The 14,293-nt window shown below is 65.1% G+C and carries 14 protein-coding genes and 1 pseudogene; 3 read left to right on the top strand and 12 right to left on the bottom strand.

What is annotated here, in order from left to right; translation table 11 throughout:
• Positions 1-37 precede the first annotated feature (37 nt).
• The 3 genes from ycaC to API01S_RS17555 form a co-directional block, all read right to left on the bottom strand.
• Positions 38-664, bottom strand: coding sequence for an isochorismate family cysteine hydrolase YcaC (gene ycaC, locus API01S_RS17545; RefSeq protein WP_050731175.1), 627 nt, complete (start codon positions 662-664; stop codon positions 38-40).
• 118 nt (positions 665-782) lie between these two features.
• Positions 783-1,754, bottom strand: a complete 972-nt coding sequence (locus API01S_RS17550) for a LysR substrate-binding domain-containing protein (protein ID WP_006221019.1) — start codon at positions 1,752-1,754, stop codon at positions 783-785.
• Between the two features lie 267 nt (positions 1,755-2,021).
• The gene (locus API01S_RS17555; protein WP_061305486.1) at positions 2,022-2,987 is read right to left on the bottom strand and encodes an AraC family transcriptional regulator; all 966 of its coding nucleotides are present in this window, start codon (positions 2,985-2,987) and stop codon (positions 2,022-2,024) included.
• A 315-nt stretch (positions 2,988-3,302) separates the two neighbouring features.
• Between API01S_RS17555 and API01S_RS17560 the strand changes: the two genes are divergently transcribed.
• Both API01S_RS17560 and API01S_RS17565 read left to right on the top strand, forming a co-directional pair.
• Positions 3,303-4,349 carry an aldo/keto reductase gene (locus API01S_RS17560; RefSeq protein WP_061305488.1) on the top strand — a complete coding sequence of 349 codons (1,047 nt, stop codon included), beginning with the start codon at positions 3,303-3,305 and terminating at the stop codon, positions 4,347-4,349.
• 220 nt (positions 4,350-4,569) lie between these two features.
• Positions 4,570-5,307: pseudogene (locus tag API01S_RS17565) on the top strand (YoaK family protein); the annotation flags it as partial.
• Positions 5,308-5,384: 77 nt separating this feature from the next.
• Here the strand turns inward: API01S_RS17565 and API01S_RS17570 are convergent.
• From API01S_RS17570 to API01S_RS17585, 4 genes are all read right to left on the bottom strand, one after another.
• Positions 5,385-6,101 carry a tetratricopeptide repeat protein gene (locus tag API01S_RS17570; RefSeq protein ID WP_061305490.1) on the bottom strand — a complete coding sequence of 239 codons (717 nt, stop codon included), beginning with the start codon at positions 6,099-6,101 and terminating at the stop codon, positions 5,385-5,387.
• 131 nt (positions 6,102-6,232) lie between these two features.
• Positions 6,233-6,781: a fasciclin domain-containing protein gene (locus API01S_RS17575; protein ID WP_039883479.1), complete on the bottom strand. Its 549-nt coding sequence runs from the start codon at positions 6,779-6,781 to the stop codon at positions 6,233-6,235.
• 86 nt (positions 6,782-6,867) lie between these two features.
• Positions 6,868-7,548: an anti-sigma factor gene (locus API01S_RS17580; protein ID WP_061305492.1), complete on the bottom strand. Its 681-nt coding sequence runs from the start codon at positions 7,546-7,548 to the stop codon at positions 6,868-6,870.
• On the bottom strand, positions 7,545-8,090 hold the full coding sequence (locus API01S_RS17585) for a sigma-70 family RNA polymerase sigma factor (protein ID WP_006221012.1): 546 nt from the start codon (positions 8,088-8,090) through the stop codon (positions 7,545-7,547). The genes API01S_RS17580 and API01S_RS17585 overlap by 4 nt, the downstream gene beginning before the upstream one ends.
• 235 nt (positions 8,091-8,325) lie before the next feature.
• On the opposite strand from API01S_RS17585, the gene API01S_RS17590 reads away from it, so the two are divergent.
• The gene (locus API01S_RS17590; protein ID WP_006221011.1) at positions 8,326-8,988 is read left to right on the top strand and encodes a thiopurine S-methyltransferase; all 663 of its coding nucleotides are present in this window, start codon (positions 8,326-8,328) and stop codon (positions 8,986-8,988) included.
• 54 nt (positions 8,989-9,042) lie between these two features.
• Here API01S_RS17590 and API01S_RS17595 read toward each other — a convergent pair whose 3' ends face one another.
• From API01S_RS17595 to API01S_RS17615, 5 genes are read right to left on the bottom strand one after another with little or no spacing between them, the layout of a single operon-like run.
• Positions 9,043-9,810 carry an SDR family oxidoreductase gene (locus tag API01S_RS17595; protein ID WP_061305493.1) on the bottom strand — a complete coding sequence of 256 codons (768 nt, stop codon included), beginning with the start codon at positions 9,808-9,810 and terminating at the stop codon, positions 9,043-9,045.
• On the bottom strand, positions 9,807-10,802 hold the full coding sequence (locus API01S_RS17600; RefSeq protein WP_061305495.1) for an NAD(P)H-quinone oxidoreductase: 996 nt from the start codon (positions 10,800-10,802) through the stop codon (positions 9,807-9,809). Before API01S_RS17600 ends, API01S_RS17595 begins: the two co-directional genes overlap by 4 nt.
• A gap of 18 nt (positions 10,803-10,820) precedes the next feature.
• The gene (locus API01S_RS17605; RefSeq protein ID WP_006221008.1) at positions 10,821-11,525 is read right to left on the bottom strand and encodes an ABC transporter ATP-binding protein; all 705 of its coding nucleotides are present in this window, start codon (positions 11,523-11,525) and stop codon (positions 10,821-10,823) included.
• A complete protein-coding gene (locus API01S_RS17610) occupies positions 11,518-13,299 on the bottom strand; it encodes a branched-chain amino acid ABC transporter ATP-binding protein/permease (RefSeq protein ID WP_039883478.1) in 1,782 nt (593 codons plus the stop codon). Before API01S_RS17610 ends, API01S_RS17605 begins: the two co-directional genes overlap by 8 nt.
• Before the next feature lie 22 nt (positions 13,300-13,321).
• Positions 13,322-14,188, bottom strand: coding sequence for a branched-chain amino acid ABC transporter permease (locus API01S_RS17615; protein WP_061305497.1), 867 nt, complete (start codon positions 14,186-14,188; stop codon positions 13,322-13,324).
• Between the last annotated feature and the right edge of the window lie 105 nt (positions 14,189-14,293).

Consider the following 14,293-nt stretch of genomic DNA (forward strand, 5'->3'; position numbering starts at 1 on the left):
AATATTTGCTCCGGCCTGATCGGGCGATACGTGATGCTTACTTGGCGGCGCGGTTGGACGAGTACGACGCCATCAGGTTGCGGTAGTCGGGGATGTGGTTGGCGAACAGCGTGCCCAGGCCTTCCACGTCGTTGCGCCAGTCGCGGTGCAATTCGCAGGCCACGCCGAACCACGACATCAATTGCGCGCCGGCTTGCTCCATGCGGCTCCAGGCGGCGTTGCGGGTGACTTCGTTGAAGGTGCCCGACGCATCGGTCACTACGAATACGTCAAAGCCTTCTTCCAGCGCCGACAGGGCGGGGAAGGCGACGCACACTTCGGTGACCACGCCGGCGATGATCAACTGCTTCTTGCCGGTGGCCTTGACGGCCTTCACGAAGTCTTCGTTGTCCCAGGCGTTGATGTTGCCGGGGCGGGCGATGTAGGGGGCAGTTGGGAACTTGTCTTTCAGTTCCTGGACCAGCGGGCCGTTGGGGCCGTTCTCGAAGCTGGTGGTCAGGATGGTGGGCAGCTTGAAGTATTCAGCCAGGTCAGCCAGGGCCAGCACGTTGTTCTTGAATTGGTCCGGTTGGAAATCGCGCACCAGGGAAAGCAGGCCGGCCTGGTGGTCCACCAGCAGGACGGCGGCTTCGTTCTTGTCCAGTTTCACGTAGGGCTTCGTCATGGTTTTGCTCCGTTATGTCTTCAGGTTTTGGTGCGCGGTGTTGCGCGGTGAGTGCATGAACAGAATTCTAATTACCAACCGAATACCCCGGTAGACGGGCAAATTGCGTCTCAGCGTTCTATTTATCGGACGATGGTGTGGGGGCGCCCAGCCCGGGGATGCCGTGGCGCTGCTGCGTATCGCATTCGCGCTGGACGTTTTCACGATACTCCGCCGCCATGAAATCCAGCAGTTCGCGCACGGCGGGAAGTAATCCGCGCCGGGACGGAAACACGGCGTGGACAGCGCCCGGTTCCGGCACCCAGGGCGCGCCCACGGGCACCAGCGTGCCCGCGTCCAGGTCATCTCGAATCATCATCAACGGCAGCGCGGCCACGCCCACCCCGCGCAAAGTGGCTTGCTTGAGCGCCAGCATGTCGTCGGTTACGAGGCGAGGGGTGAAGGGAACGTTCTGGCGCGCGCCGTTCGGCCCGTCCAGCCGCCACTGGCATTCGCGCTGCTCGGTGCCCAGCGCCAGCGTGGGCAGTTGGGCGTAGCGTTCGACTTCGGCGTCGGCAGGCAGCGTGCGGGCCAGGGCGGGGCTGGCGACCAGGCTCTGGCAGCTCATGCCCAGGTGCTTCATGACCAGATCGCTGCTTTCCAGCGGGCCGAAGCGCACGCGCACGGCCAGGTCGAAGCCCTCGCGCAGCACGTCCACCGAGCGCGAAAAACTCTTCAAGACCACGTTGACCTTGGGGCACCTTTCCATGAACCGCGCCACCACGTCGCCCAGGAAGTAATAGATCAGCGCGGGCGGCGCGCTCATGCGGATCGTGCCCTGGGGCTCGGCATGGGTGCGGTCGATGACGTCCTGGGCTGCGTCGGCGCCAGCCAGCATCGACAGGCACTGGTCGAAATACTCCTGGCCCAGTTCGGTCACGGCGAAGGTGCGCGTGGAACGCTGGATGAGGCGCACGTTCAGCCGTTCTTCCAGCAGGGCGATGCGGCGGCTGAGACGTGACTTGGGTATGTCCAGCGCGCGGCCGGCGGGCGCGAAGCCGCCGTTCCTGACCACCTGGACAAAGTAGTAGAGATCGTTCAAATCATGCATGGCCGTTTCCGCTGTTTCCGAGTTCCAAACGCAGCGGCGAGGATATAACGGCGCGGCGGCTTGTGGTCCGGATCAGCGTGGAGCGGTGGCTCATGGTGCGGGCTAGCGCGGCCCGGCCTGACGCGGCCCGGCCTGACGCGGCCCGGCCTGACGCGGCCCGGCCTGACGCGGCCCGGCCTGACGTGGCCCGGCCCATCGGAAGCAATCACGGCGTGAAAAGTCAGGGGCAGCAGAGGGCGCTTGCCCTGCATGCCTGTTCCCCGCAAATCAGGCGTGCGCGCCCACCGATTCTTCTTTCCAGCGCTGCTTGTCGCGCAGCGGCGGGGTGCCGAACAGTCGGCTGTATTCGCGGCTGAATTGCGACGAACTTTCGTAGCCCACGGCGTGCGCCGCCAACGCCACGCCGGCGTCATCGCTCAACATCAGCCGGCGCGCTTCCTGCAAGCGCAGGTGCTTCTGGTATTGCAGCGGGCTCATGGCGGTGGCCTGCTTGAAATGGTGGTGCAGGGACGACACGCTCATGTGCACGTCGCGCGCAATTTCTTCCACGCGCAGCGGCTGGGCGTAGTTGTCGCGCAGGATGCGGATGGCCTTGGCCACCCGATTCAGCTGGCTGTCTTGCAACACGGTCTGGCGCAGCACCACGCCCTGGCCGTTCATCAGCAGCCGGTACAGCAGTTCGCGCTTGACCATCGGCGCCAGGATGGGAATGTCGCGCGGGCTGTCCAACAAGCGCAGCAGGCGCAGCACCACGTCCAGCAACGAGCCGCCCAGCGGATTGACGCACAGCGCGCGCGAGGCTTCGGCGGGCACCAGTGGCGGCAGATTTTCGTCGCTGATGAGTTCGGCGATTTCCTCGGGGTTCAGGTCAAGCCGCAAGCCCAGGTAGGGCAGCGTGGGGCTGGCCACCGACACCTTGGCGACGACCGGCAGGTCCACCGACGAGATCAGGTAGTGGAAGGGGTCGTACTCGAAGCTTTCGTCCCCAATCAGCAGGCGCTTGGAGCCCTGCGCAATGACCGCCAGCGCAGCCTTTTGCAGGCTGGGCTTGGCGCCGGTCGGTTGCGACAGCCGGTGCAGGTACAGGCCCTCGATGGGCGTGTCGAGCGACCCCTCCAGGTTTCCCGTCATGCGATCCAGCGTGCACAAGAGTTCGTGGCGTGCGGGTTCATAGGCCGCGTCCACGACGGTGGTGTTGACGATAGCGTCTGATCGCACGGTAGTAATAGGCATGGGGGCTCCGGTAGGCGTCGACGTCGGAGCAGGGCCGGCGGCGTCGCGGAGAATAAGGCGAGCTCCAGTGTATGCGTGGTCTGCACGCACTGCACAGCGGCAGGATTTGGTGTGGAGAAATGGGCAAAAAGTTTGGAGGATCGGGCGCGTGCCCAATCCTCCAACGCGCTTGCCAGAGAATCAGGCAAAAAAAGGGCAGGATCAAGCAGCGCGCTGCGGCGTGCGCGGACGCATACTGTTTGCACCCCGGCAGTTGGCGTCCGGCGTCCCATCCCGGGGCGCCAGGGGCGGCCGCGCCGCAGAAGGAGCACCATCATGCGATACAAGAAATTCGGCAGCACCGGCCTTTTCGTTTCCGAACTTTGCCTGGGCACCATGACCTTCGGCGGCGAAGGCGAACTCTGGAGCAAGATCGGCAACCTTCAGCAAGAAGATGCCAACCGCCTGGTCGGGCGGGCGCTGGAAGCAGGCGTCAACTTCATCGACACCGCCGACGTCTATTCCGAGGGCCGCTCGGAAATCATCACGGGCCAGGCGCTACGTGACTTGAAGGTGGCGCGAGACGATGTGGTGATCGCCACCAAGGTGTTCGGGCAGACCGGCGCGGGCGTGAATGCGCGCGGCAACTCGCGCGTGCACATCCTGGATGGCGTGAAGAAAAGCCTGTCGCGCCTTCAGCTGGATCACATCGACGTCTATCAGATCCACGGCTTCGACCCGGCCACGCCCATCGAAGAAACCCTGCGCGCGCTGGACACCCTGGTCCAGCACGGCCATGTGCGCTATGTGGGCGTGTCCAACTGGGCCGCCTGGCAAATCATGAAGGCGCTGGGCATTGCCGAGCGCCTGGGGCTGGCGCGCTTCGAATCGCTGCAGGCGTACTACACGATTGCCGGGCGCGACCTGGAGCGCGAGCTGGTGCCCATGTTGCAAAGCGAAGGCGTGGGCCTGATGGTGTGGAGTCCGCTGGCAGGCGGCCTGCTCAGTGGCAAGTACAGCCGCGATGGTTCCGCCGAGGCCGGCAGCCGCCGCGCTGCCTTCGATTTCCCGCCGGTGGACCGCGACCGCGCCTACGACAGCATCGACGCGCTCAAGTCGGTGGCCGATGCGCACGGCGTCTCCGTGGCGCAAGTTGCGCTGGCCTGGCTGCTGCACCAGCCAGTGGTGACCAGCGTGATCATCGGCGCCAAACGGGTGGACCAGCTGGACGATAACCTGGCCGCTACCGGCATCAGACTGAGCCAGGATGAGCTGGCGGCGCTGGACAAGGTCAGCGCGCTGCCGCCGGAGTATCCCGGCTGGATGCACGTGCGCCAAGGCGAGTTCCGCCGCAAGCAACTGAGCGAATCGGGCGCGCTGTAAGCGACGATTTGGCGGCGGGGGAATCTTCGGGGTCGGCTGCGCCGAAGATTCGCCCCGCCCGTCGCCGCTTTTCGAATCCGATTCCCGCATCGACCCGGGCCTCGATGCCCGCGCCGGCCGCTGCCGCGATTGCATGCGCCCCCTGTGCGCGGCAGCGCGCTCCCCGACTAGAATGTGTGTCGCATTGCCGTGAGCACGTTCTACGTTTGAAGGGAATCGCGTGGCCATTCCGTATTTGCGTCGCTTGACGGCGGTAAGCCGTAGCCCGCAAGCCAACAGGCACCTTGCCTACTTCCTGACCTTTACCGCCGGCGCGGTCAACGCGGGCGGCTTTCTGGCCGTCCAGCAATACACCTCGCACATGTCGGGCATCGTCTCGATGATGGCCGACCACATGGCGCTGGGCGGCCTGGTGGTGGTGTTGCAAGGCTTGGCGGCGCTGCTGTCGTTTCTGGCCGGCGCGGCCAGCTCGGCATTCCTGATCAACTTCGGACGCCGTTCGCACCTGGCCAGCGAATATGCCTTGCCGCTGCTGCTTGAGGCCGTGCTGCTATTGGTCTTCGGCCTGTTGGGCGCCAACCTGGAAACGCTGCGCTGGTTCTACGTGCCGGGCACCGTGATGCTGCTCTGCTACATCATGGGCCTGCAAAACGCGATGATCACCAAGGTCTCGCGTTCCGAGATCCGCACGACGCACATTACGGGCATGGTGACCGACATCGGCATCGAGCTGGGCAAGCTGTTTTACTGGAACGTGGCCAAGAGCGATGCGCAAACCACGCCGCCCGTGCGCGCCGATCGCGGCAAGCTGATCGTCTTGAGCCTGATGGTGACGCTGTTCTTCGTGGGGGGCGTGACCGGCGCCTATTCCTTCTTCCACTTCGGCTTCGGGTCCACCTGGCCGCTGGCGCTGGCATTGATGCTGCTGGCGGCCATCCCGATCTGGGACGACGTGCGCAGCCTGCTTCGCCGCCTCATGCCACGCGTCTGAGCGCGCCACGCGCGTCGCCTCGGCGAGCGCGCTTGGCGCGGATTTTATTTTGGCAGGCTGTCCAGCGCAGACTTGGCCAGCGCGTAGTCCGGTTGCACGCGCAGCGCGTCTTCGTATGACAGCCGCGCGTCGGTCAGCCGGCCCTGGCGACGCAGCAAGTTGCCCTGGTTGGTCAGGATCAGCGCGCTGGCCGGCTGGGCGCGCACCGCTTTCTGGTAGGCCTCCAGCGCGTCGGCAGGACGGTCCATCGCATCCAGCAGCGACGCTTGCAGGTTGTAGCCGATGCTCCAGTGCGCAAAGCGCGTGGTCAGTGCCCCTGTCGTGGCCAGCGCGTTGGGCAGGTCCGACAGCTCGGCCTGCGCGCCGGCCTTGTTGACGTAGGCCCATTTGTTGTCCGGGTCCAGCTTGATGGCCTGATCGAACCAGTTTTGCGCACCGGTCAGGTCACCCTGCTGCGCGCGAAGTTTGCCCAGGAACATCCTGACGTCCGCGTTACGCGGATCTTGCGTGGCCATTTCCTGGGCCACGCGCTGCGCCTGCTGCCGGTCACCCGCTTTCAGTGCATCCGATATCTGCTCGTTCAAGGCTTGCAGCGCAGGCGGCAGTCGTTGGATGCGTTCGCGCAGCGCCTCGTTGTCGGCCTTCAATTCCGCCTGATATGCATAGTCCAGCTGCGCGGCGCTTTGGGCGTGGGCGGCGGGCACGACAAGGGCGACGCTCCCAAGACAGGCAAGCAGACAGCGGCGCAGGGTTGCAAGCATGACGGTTGGCGTTCCGATAGCGGTCAAAGACTGGGTGCCTACGATACCGGAAGCCGGCGCGCGGCAAAAAGCAAAAAAGCCCGACACGAGGGCCGGGCTTGGAACGATGGCCCCGCAGGGCGCGTTCCCAATCAGTTGGGCATCAGTACCGTGTCGATGACGTGGATCACGCCGTTGGACTGATAGACGTCGTAGGTGCTGATGGTGGACGTGCCGCCCTTTTCGTCCTTCAGGGTCAGGTTGTGCTTGCCGTTCATCATCACCCACAGCTTGCCGCCGCTGGCGGTGGTCAGCTCGGTCTTGCCGCCGCCCTTCTTGATCTTGGCGGCGAGCGCGTCGAAGTCCAGCTTGCCGGGCACCACGTGGTACGTCAGGATCTTGGTCAGCGTCGTCTTGTTTTCAGGCTTGACCAGCGTATCCACCGTGCCGGCGGGCAGCTTGCCGAAGGCGGCGTTGGTGGGCGCGAATACCGTGAACGGACCCTTGCCCTGCAGCGTATCCACCAAGCCCGCTGCCTTCACAGCCGCCACCAGTGTGGTGTGGTCCGCGGAATTGACCGCGTTGGCGACGATGTTCTTGGCGGGCATCATCGGCTGGCCACCCACCATGACGTCGGCCGCGAAGGTGGGCGACAGGGTCAGAGCGGAGCAAGCGATGGCAATCGAGGCTAGCAATTTCATGACGATCTCCTTTTGTGTGGCCGTCATGAGGAGATACGGGGCCAGCCTGCGATTGGATGCGCGATTGGTCTAAGGACAAACCCTGATCAGATGACCTTGCCGCTCAAGACGACCGGGCCGGTGGGGATGCCGTTGGGCGCGCCGCCTTCCGGTTCCAGCGTAATGGCGACGGTGTCGCCTTGCTGAGGCAGCAGGCTGGGCGCCAGTATCGTAGTCTGGCCGGGCAGCACCACGCCCAGCGAGCGCGGCGCCTGTCCCGGCGAAATGGACCACAGTTCCAGCGCGCGTCCATCGGCCAGCGCGATCAGATCCTGCATCGGCTGCACGGACAAACGATTGTCCGGCAAGGTGTTCACGACCATCGCGCCCGGCGTCTTGTCGTTGGACAGCACGGCTACGGTACGCACTTCGACCGGCTCGACCGGGGGCTTGAGCATCAGGAAGGCCAGCACCACGACAGCGGTGGCCAAGCCGGCGGACAGCGCGCGCCACCAGGTCAGGCCGCGCGGCGGGGCAAGGGTGCGAGCCGCCGTGGCGGCCGGCGCGATGCGGGCGGCGATGGCGCGCCAGACGTGCGCGGGCGGGGTTTCGGGCGGCAGGGCCAGCGCCAGCGGCAGCAGCCTGTCTTCCCATTCGGCGACCGCGCGGCGCAAGCCGGCGTCATCGCGCATCAGCTTGATGAAGCGCAGCCGCGCACCCGCGCGCAAGCCGCCCAGCACGTACTCGGCGGCCAGGCGGTCTTGCAGTTCGGGGTGGCGGTAATTCATTCCAAGCACCTTTTCAGCCGTTGCAAACCACGGCGTATCCAGCTCTTTATCGTTCCCAGCGGCGTATCCAGGCGTGCCGCGATGTCTGGATGTGCCAGGTCATCGAAGAACGCCATCGCGATGGCGACCCGCTGCGGCCCTTCCAACTGGCCCATGCAATCGGCCAACTGGCGGCCTTCCTGGCTGGCTTGCAGACGCGCGAGCGGACCAGGGCCTTCATCGGCCATGGCCAGCGTGAGCGTGTCGTCCGGGTCCGGCACCAGGACGTCGGGCCGCCGCAGACGGTCGATGCATCGATTGCGGACGATGCGGGTCATCCACGTCATGGGCTGGCTTTGCTCGGACTGGTACTGCCCGGCCTGGCGCCAGATCGACACGAAACACTCTTGCAGCACATCTTCCGCGGCGGCCTGGTCTCTCAACATACGTCTGGCGAGCGCAAACAGATGCGGGGACGCAAGGCGATAAATCTCGGCCAGTGCGGATTCGCGTTTTTCCGCGCACTGGACGAGCAGGGCCTGTAGGTGTTGAGCGTCGGGCATCGGTTCCTAGGGTGGGAAGGGAATGCTGGTCAAGAGCATACCGGGCCTGGGCGCCGGCGTCACTTATTTGACCTGTCGGGTGTGAGGGGGGCACTACAATGCCCGGCACCGGTTTGCGCTATTGCGCCGCCGGCCGTGGTATCCGGCGCGCCGCGCGCGCCACAGCCCCGGGCCCCGGCTTGGCCCGGAAAAAGCGAAGAGCTTGCAATCGAAACACAGGAGGAGCAGACAGGACATGGACGCAGAATTCTGGTTGGAACGCTGGCGCGAAGGGCGCACGCACTTTCATCAAACCCGGATCACGCCGCTCTTGCAGAAGTACTGGCCCACGTTGGCCGTACCGAAGGGTGGACGGGTGTTGGTGCCGTTGTGCGGAAAGTCGCTGGACATGGTCTGGCTGGCGGCGCAGGGGCATACGGTGCTGGGCATCGAGCTGTCGCAGCTGGCGGTGGAGCAGTTCTTTTCTGAGAACGAGCTGCGGCCCGTGACGCACGAATCCCTCTACGGCAAGCACTACGTGGCGGGCAATATCGAAATCATCTGCGGCGACATCTTCAAGCTGGATTCCCAGGTGCTGTCGCACTGCGTGGGCGCTTACGACCGCGCGGCGCTGGTGGCCTTGCCAGAGGAAATGCGCGCCGCTTACGTGCGCCATGTCTATGGACAGCTGTCGCCCGCCAGCCGGGGGCTGCTGATCACGCTGGACTATCCGCAGGAAGAAATGGCAGGGCCGCCGTTCGCGGTGCTCGATAGCGAAGTGCAGGCCATCTTCTCCGGCGTGGCCCCGGCGGTCATCATCGACCGCCGCGACATCCTGGACAAGGAACCGAAGTTCCAAAGCGCGGGCGTCAGCCGCCTGGACACGGTGGTGTACCGGCTGGGCGTGCAAGAGGCCTGAGTCCGGGCGCGCCCCCTTTGCGCCCGACCCGGGCGCAAAGGCGTGGCGGGCGGCTCAGGTCATCAGCCAGCCGCCGGCGACGTCCAATACCTGCCCCGTCACGAAGCGGGCCTGGTCGGACGCAAAGAACAGGCAGGCGTCGGCCACTTCCTCGGGGGTGCCCAGCCGGCGCAACGCCGTCACCTGCGCCACGGCGTCGTTGATTTCCTGCGGCACGCTCTTGAGCAGCGGCGTGCTGATGCGGCCGGGCGCCAGCCCGTTGACGGTGACGTCGTAGGGTCCCAGTTCGGCCGCCCAGTGGCGCGTCAGGCCGATCAGGCCTGCCTTGGTCGCGGCGTAATGCGCCGCCACGATGTCGCAATACGCCTTGCCGGCCACCGACGACATATTGATGACGCGCCCCTGGCGTTGCTTGACCATGTGCGGCGTGGCCAGGCGCGTCATGTAGAACACGCTGTTCAGGTTCACCGACACCACGCGGTCCCATTCGGCGGGCGGCATTTCCCAGACCTTGAGCGCGCGCCCGTCGGTCTTGGGCGAGATGCCCACGTTGTTCACCAGGATCGTCGCCGCGCCCAGCTCGGACGTGATGCGCTCATACGCCGCCTGGCAGGAATCGTAGTGGGCCACGTCCGCATGCGCGAACACCACGTCGTGGCCGCGTTCCGTGAGCGCCTTCTCGTACGCCTGCCCGGCCTGCGCGTTGACGTCCACCAGCCCCACGCGCGCGCCTTGCGCCAGCAAGCCTTCCACGATGGCCGACCCGATGCCGCCCACCGCGCCCGTCACCAGGGCAACCTGCCCCTGCAAGCCCGTGTTCATGCCTGCACCTTCAGCATGATCTTGCCGATGTGTTTGCTGCTTTCCATCAAGGCATGCGCGCGCGCGGCCTCGGCCAGGGGGAACACTTCATGGATGAGCGGCAGGCATTGGCCCTGTTCCATCAGCGGCAGGACCTTGTCGGCCAGCGACCGCGCGATGGCGCCCTTGTCATCGTCCGAGCGCGGGCGCAGCGTTGACCCCGTGAACTGCAGGCGCTTGGTCATGATGGGCAGGGCGTCGATCTCGGCCTTGCTGCCTTCAAGAAAGGCGATCTGTACCAGCCGGCCATTGATGGCCAAGAGTTTGATGTTCTTGTTGATGTACGAACCGCCCACCATGTCCAGGATGACATCGACCCCGGCGCCCTGGGTGTCCGAGCGCACCTGGGCTTCGAAGTCGGTGTCGCGGTACAGCACGGCGTGGTGCGCGCCGGCTTTCAGGCAGGCATCCGCCTTGGCCTGATTGCCCACGGTGGTCCAGACCTGGGCCCCGAAGGCGCGCGCCAGCTGAATGGCGGTCAGGCCGATGCCGCTGGAGCCGCCATGCACCAGGAATTTTTCGCCGGCCGACAGGCGGGCGCGGTCGAACACGTTGGTCCAGACGGTGAAATAGTTCTCGGGAATGGCCGCGGCCGTCAGCAGGTCCATGCCGCGCGGCACGGGCAGGCAATGGCGCTCGTCGGCCAGGCAATATTGGGCGTAACCGCCGCCGGGCGTCAGCGCGCAGACGGTGTCGCCGACCTTCCATGCGGTGACCTCAGGGCCGACTCCGATGATGGTGCCGGACACTTCCAGCCCCAGATAGGGCGATGCGCCGGGCGGGGGCGGGTACGAGCCCGAGCGTTGCAGCACGTCGGGGCGGTTGACTCCGGCGTAGGCCACTTCGATCAGCACCTGGCGGCCGACGGGCTCGGCCATGTCGCGTTGGGCCACCTGCATGCAGTCGGGCGAGCCGCCCTGGCCATGGTCGATGAATGTGCAGCGTAGGGACATAGATGGCAATCCTGATAATCAATGGCCCAGATAGGCCTTTTTCACGTGGGGGTCGCTAAGAAGTTCCGCGCCCGTGCCGGTGCGCACGATGGCGCCGTTCTCCAGCACGTAGCCCCGGTCGGCAAGGCGCAGCGTGCGAAACACGTTCTGCTCCACCAGCAACACCGTCACGCCGTGGGAAGTGACGTTGCGGATGATGTCGAACATCTGCTGCACCAGCAGCGGCGACAAGCCCAGCGAGGGCTCGTCGAACACCAGCAGCTTGGGGTCCGCCATCATTCCGCGCGCGATGGCCACCATCTGCTGTTCTCCGCCCGACAGCGACCCGGCATATTGCGACAGGCGTTCCTTCACGCGCGGGAAGATGCGCAGCACCTCTTCCAGCTTGCGCTGGACGATAGGCCGCGCGGCGCGCTTGTACGAACCCATCAGCAGGTTGTCCTTCACCGTGAAGTGCGGGAACAGCTGGCGGCCTTCGGGAATCATCGTGATGCCGGCATCGACGATGTCGTAAGGGTTGCGATTGGTGAGGTCCTGGCCCTCGAATTCCACCTTGCCCTGCAAGGCGGGAATGACGCCGCACAGCGTTTTCAACGTGGTGGTCTTGCCGGCGCCGTTGGCGCCGATCAGCGTCACGATCTCACCCGCGTTCACTTCGAAGTTCAAGCCGTTGAGCACCTGGCTCTTGCCATAGCCCGACGACAGATTCGACACCTTAAGCATCCTGGTACTCCTTGCCCAAATACGCCTCGATGACGGCGGGGTTCTCGACCACGTCCTTCGGCGCGCCGCTGACCAGCACGGCGCCTTCGTTCAGGACGATGATGCGGTCGGACAGCGCCATCGTGGCCTGCATCATGTGTTCGATCAGCAGCACGGATACGCCCGAATCGCGGATGCGCCGGATCATCTGGATCGACTTTTCGATGTCGGTGGGATTCAGGCCCGCCATCACTTCATCCAGCAACAGGATGCGCGGCTTGATCGCCAGCGCGCGGGCGATCTCCAGCCGCTTCATGCCGCCCACCGTCAGGCTGCGCGCCTCGGTGTTCAGGTGCTTCAGCAGGTCGGTCTGCTCGGCCACCTTCAGCGCGATCTGCTCGGCTTCGTCGCGGTTGGACGTGCGGATGAACGCGCCCAGCATGATGTTCTCAAGCACGGTCAGGCCGGTGAAGGGCTTGGCGATCTGGAAGGTGCGGCCCAGCCCCTTGTGCGCGAATTCGTCCGGCGTCTTGCAGGTGACCCAGTTGCCGTCCGCATCCAGCATCGAAATGTCGCCCTTGTCCGGCGACAGGAAGCCGGACAACAGGTTGAACACCGTGGTCTTGCCCGCGCCGTTCGGCCCGATCATGCCCAGGATTTCGTTCTGGTTCAGCGTCAGCGACACGTCGTTGGTGGCGCGCAGGCCGCCGAAACTCTTGAACAGCTTGTCGGCCTTCAGGACCGGCTGGTCGGAACGCGTGGCGCTGCGCAGGCGCAGTTCGTCGGCCAGCTGCATCTTCTTGCGGGGCGTGCCCAGATAGGGGAGGCGCGCCAGCGCACGTTCGATGGCGGGGCCGAAAGCGCCGGCCAGCCCGCGCGGAATGGTCAGCACCACGGCCACGAGGATCAGGCCGTAGATCAGCCCGTGCATGCCGTTGCCCACGCTGGACAGCCAGCCGCGCGCCAGTTCCGCGATGGGCAGCACCAGGAACGTACCGGCGATGGGGCCGGCCACCGTGCCCAGCCCGCCGATCAACGCAAACATGGCGACCTGGATCGACAGTTCAAGCGAGAACGCCGAGCTGGGGTCCACGAACGTCAGGTAGGTGATGTGGAAGGTGCCGATGATGCTGGTCAGCATGGCCGAGACGACCGCCGCGATGATCTTGACGCGCACGGTGTGGATGCCCACGGCCAGCGCCGCGTCTTCGCGTTCGCGGATCGCGATCAGGTAATGGCCGATGCGCGATTTGCGGATCGCCCAGGACACCCAGGTCACGAACAGGAACAGGCCGAAGGCGATGATCACGTAGTTGATCTTTTCGCGGAACACGATCCAGGCCCAGCCGATGTTCAGCGGCAGGCTGATGCCGCTGGAGCCGCCCGTCCAGCTTTCCTCGTGGATGACCAGCAGGCGCACCACTTCCAGGATGGCGATGGTGGCCAGCGCGAAGAACGGGCCGCGCAGGCGCAGCGTGGGATAGCTGATCACGATGGCGACCGCCGCCGAGATGACCGCGCCCGCCAGCATGCCGATCCACGGAGAAATGCCGAAGTTCTGCGTCAGCAGCGTGGCCGTGTAGCCGCCGATGCCGTAGAACACCGCATGGCCCAGCGAGAGCTGGCCGGCGTAACCGCCGACGATGTTCCACGCGACGGACAGCGAGGCGAAGACGAACAGCAGGACAAAAAGGTTGGTCCAGAAAGGCGTGCCCATGACGACGGGCACGAGGAACATCACGATCAGCAGAATCAGGCTGACGTAGGCTTTGGGGCTTCGAAAGTCGGGAAACACGTTTCGCTCCTGGTGGCTCTGATCACTCTGTGCCGACGCCAAACAGGCCGTTCGGTCGCAGGACTAGGATCAAGAGGAAGATCCCGAAATACACGACCTCTTTCAGGTCGGGGGCGATGTAATAGCCGGCCAGCGTATCGACGATGCCGATGATCATGGAGCCGGCCACCGCGCCATACAGGCTGCCCAGTCCGCCCAGCACCACGATCACGAAAGCGGTCAGCACGAAGTACGTGCCCACCGTTGGAAACACCGGATACTGCGGCGCCAAGAGGCCGGCGGCGATACCGACGAAGGCGGTGCCCAGGCCGAAGGCGATGGCGTAGACGTTGTTGACGTTCACGCCCATCAGCGTGGCGGCGTAGCGATGCTGGGCCACGGCGCGCAGCGCGCGGCCCAGGTAGGTCCGATGCATGAACAGGTGCAGCAGCACCGCCAGGCCGATGCCGACGAAGAACGTGATCACTTGCCCGGTCACCATCGAATAGTTGCCTACGTCGATGGCGTTCGTGCCCAGCTCGACGGGCGCGCGATACACATTCGCGCCGAAGATCACCAGCGCCAGGTTCAGCAGAATGGTGGACACGCCCACCGTGGCGAAAATCTGGATGTGCTGGTCAGCGTTGAGCAGTGGCTGGATGATGCCCTTCTGCGTCAGCGCGCCCAGCGCGAACAGGATGACGGCGACGGGAACCAGCCCGATATACGGGTGAACGCCGAATTGCGCGGCGATCAGGTAAACCAGGTACATGCCGATCATCAGGAACTCGCCGTGAGCGAAGTTCACGACGCGCACGACACCGAAGATCAGTGTCAGCCCCAGGCTGATGATGGTGTATGCGCCGCCCAGCAACAGGCCGTTGATGACCAGTTGAATGAAGATATCCATGGTGCAACCTCTTAGAGCGGGAGGCGGCCCCGGCGCGGTCGCTGCATAGGCGGCCACGCCGGGGCGCGCGCTTCCCGGGAAACGTCAGGCGCCCCCGAGCGCCTG

Origin of the sequence: Achromobacter piechaudii NBRC 102461 (assembly GCF_001571245.1) — a bacterium.
Taxonomy (GTDB): Bacteria; Pseudomonadota; Gammaproteobacteria; order Burkholderiales; family Burkholderiaceae_B; genus Achromobacter; species Achromobacter piechaudii.

Coding starts and splice junctions, on each gene's coding strand:
- API01S_RS17580 (WP_061305492.1), bottom strand. CDS start 7,548: ATGAATTACCGCCACCCCGAACTGCAAGACCGCCTGGCCGCCGAGTAC.
- ycaC (WP_050731175.1), bottom strand. CDS start 664: ATGACGAAGCCCTACGTGAAACTGGACAAGAACGAAGCCGCCGTCCTG.
- API01S_RS17575 (WP_039883479.1), bottom strand. CDS start 6,781: ATGAAATTGCTAGCCTCGATTGCCATCGCTTGCTCCGCTCTGACCCTG.
- API01S_RS17555 (WP_061305486.1), bottom strand. CDS start 2,987: ATGCCTATTACTACCGTGCGATCAGACGCTATCGTCAACACCACCGTC.
- API01S_RS17570 (WP_061305490.1), bottom strand. CDS start 6,101: ATGCTTGCAACCCTGCGCCGCTGTCTGCTTGCCTGTCTTGGGAGCGTC.
- API01S_RS17600 (WP_061305495.1), bottom strand. CDS start 10,802: ATGTCCCTACGCTGCACATTCATCGACCATGGCCAGGGCGGCTCGCCC.
- API01S_RS17605 (WP_006221008.1), bottom strand. CDS start 11,525: ATGCTTAAGGTGTCGAATCTGTCGTCGGGCTATGGCAAGAGCCAGGTG.
- API01S_RS17550 (WP_006221019.1), bottom strand. CDS start 1,754: ATGCATGATTTGAACGATCTCTACTACTTTGTCCAGGTGGTCAGGAAC.
- API01S_RS17590 (WP_006221011.1), top strand. CDS start 8,326: ATGGACGCAGAATTCTGGTTGGAACGCTGGCGCGAAGGGCGCACGCAC.
- API01S_RS17560 (WP_061305488.1), top strand. CDS start 3,303: ATGCGATACAAGAAATTCGGCAGCACCGGCCTTTTCGTTTCCGAACTT.
- API01S_RS17585 (WP_006221012.1), bottom strand. CDS start 8,090: ATGCCCGACGCTCAACACCTACAGGCCCTGCTCGTCCAGTGCGCGGAA.
- API01S_RS17595 (WP_061305493.1), bottom strand. CDS start 9,810: ATGAACACGGGCTTGCAGGGGCAGGTTGCCCTGGTGACGGGCGCGGTG.
- API01S_RS17615 (WP_061305497.1), bottom strand. CDS start 14,188: ATGGATATCTTCATTCAACTGGTCATCAACGGCCTGTTGCTGGGCGGC.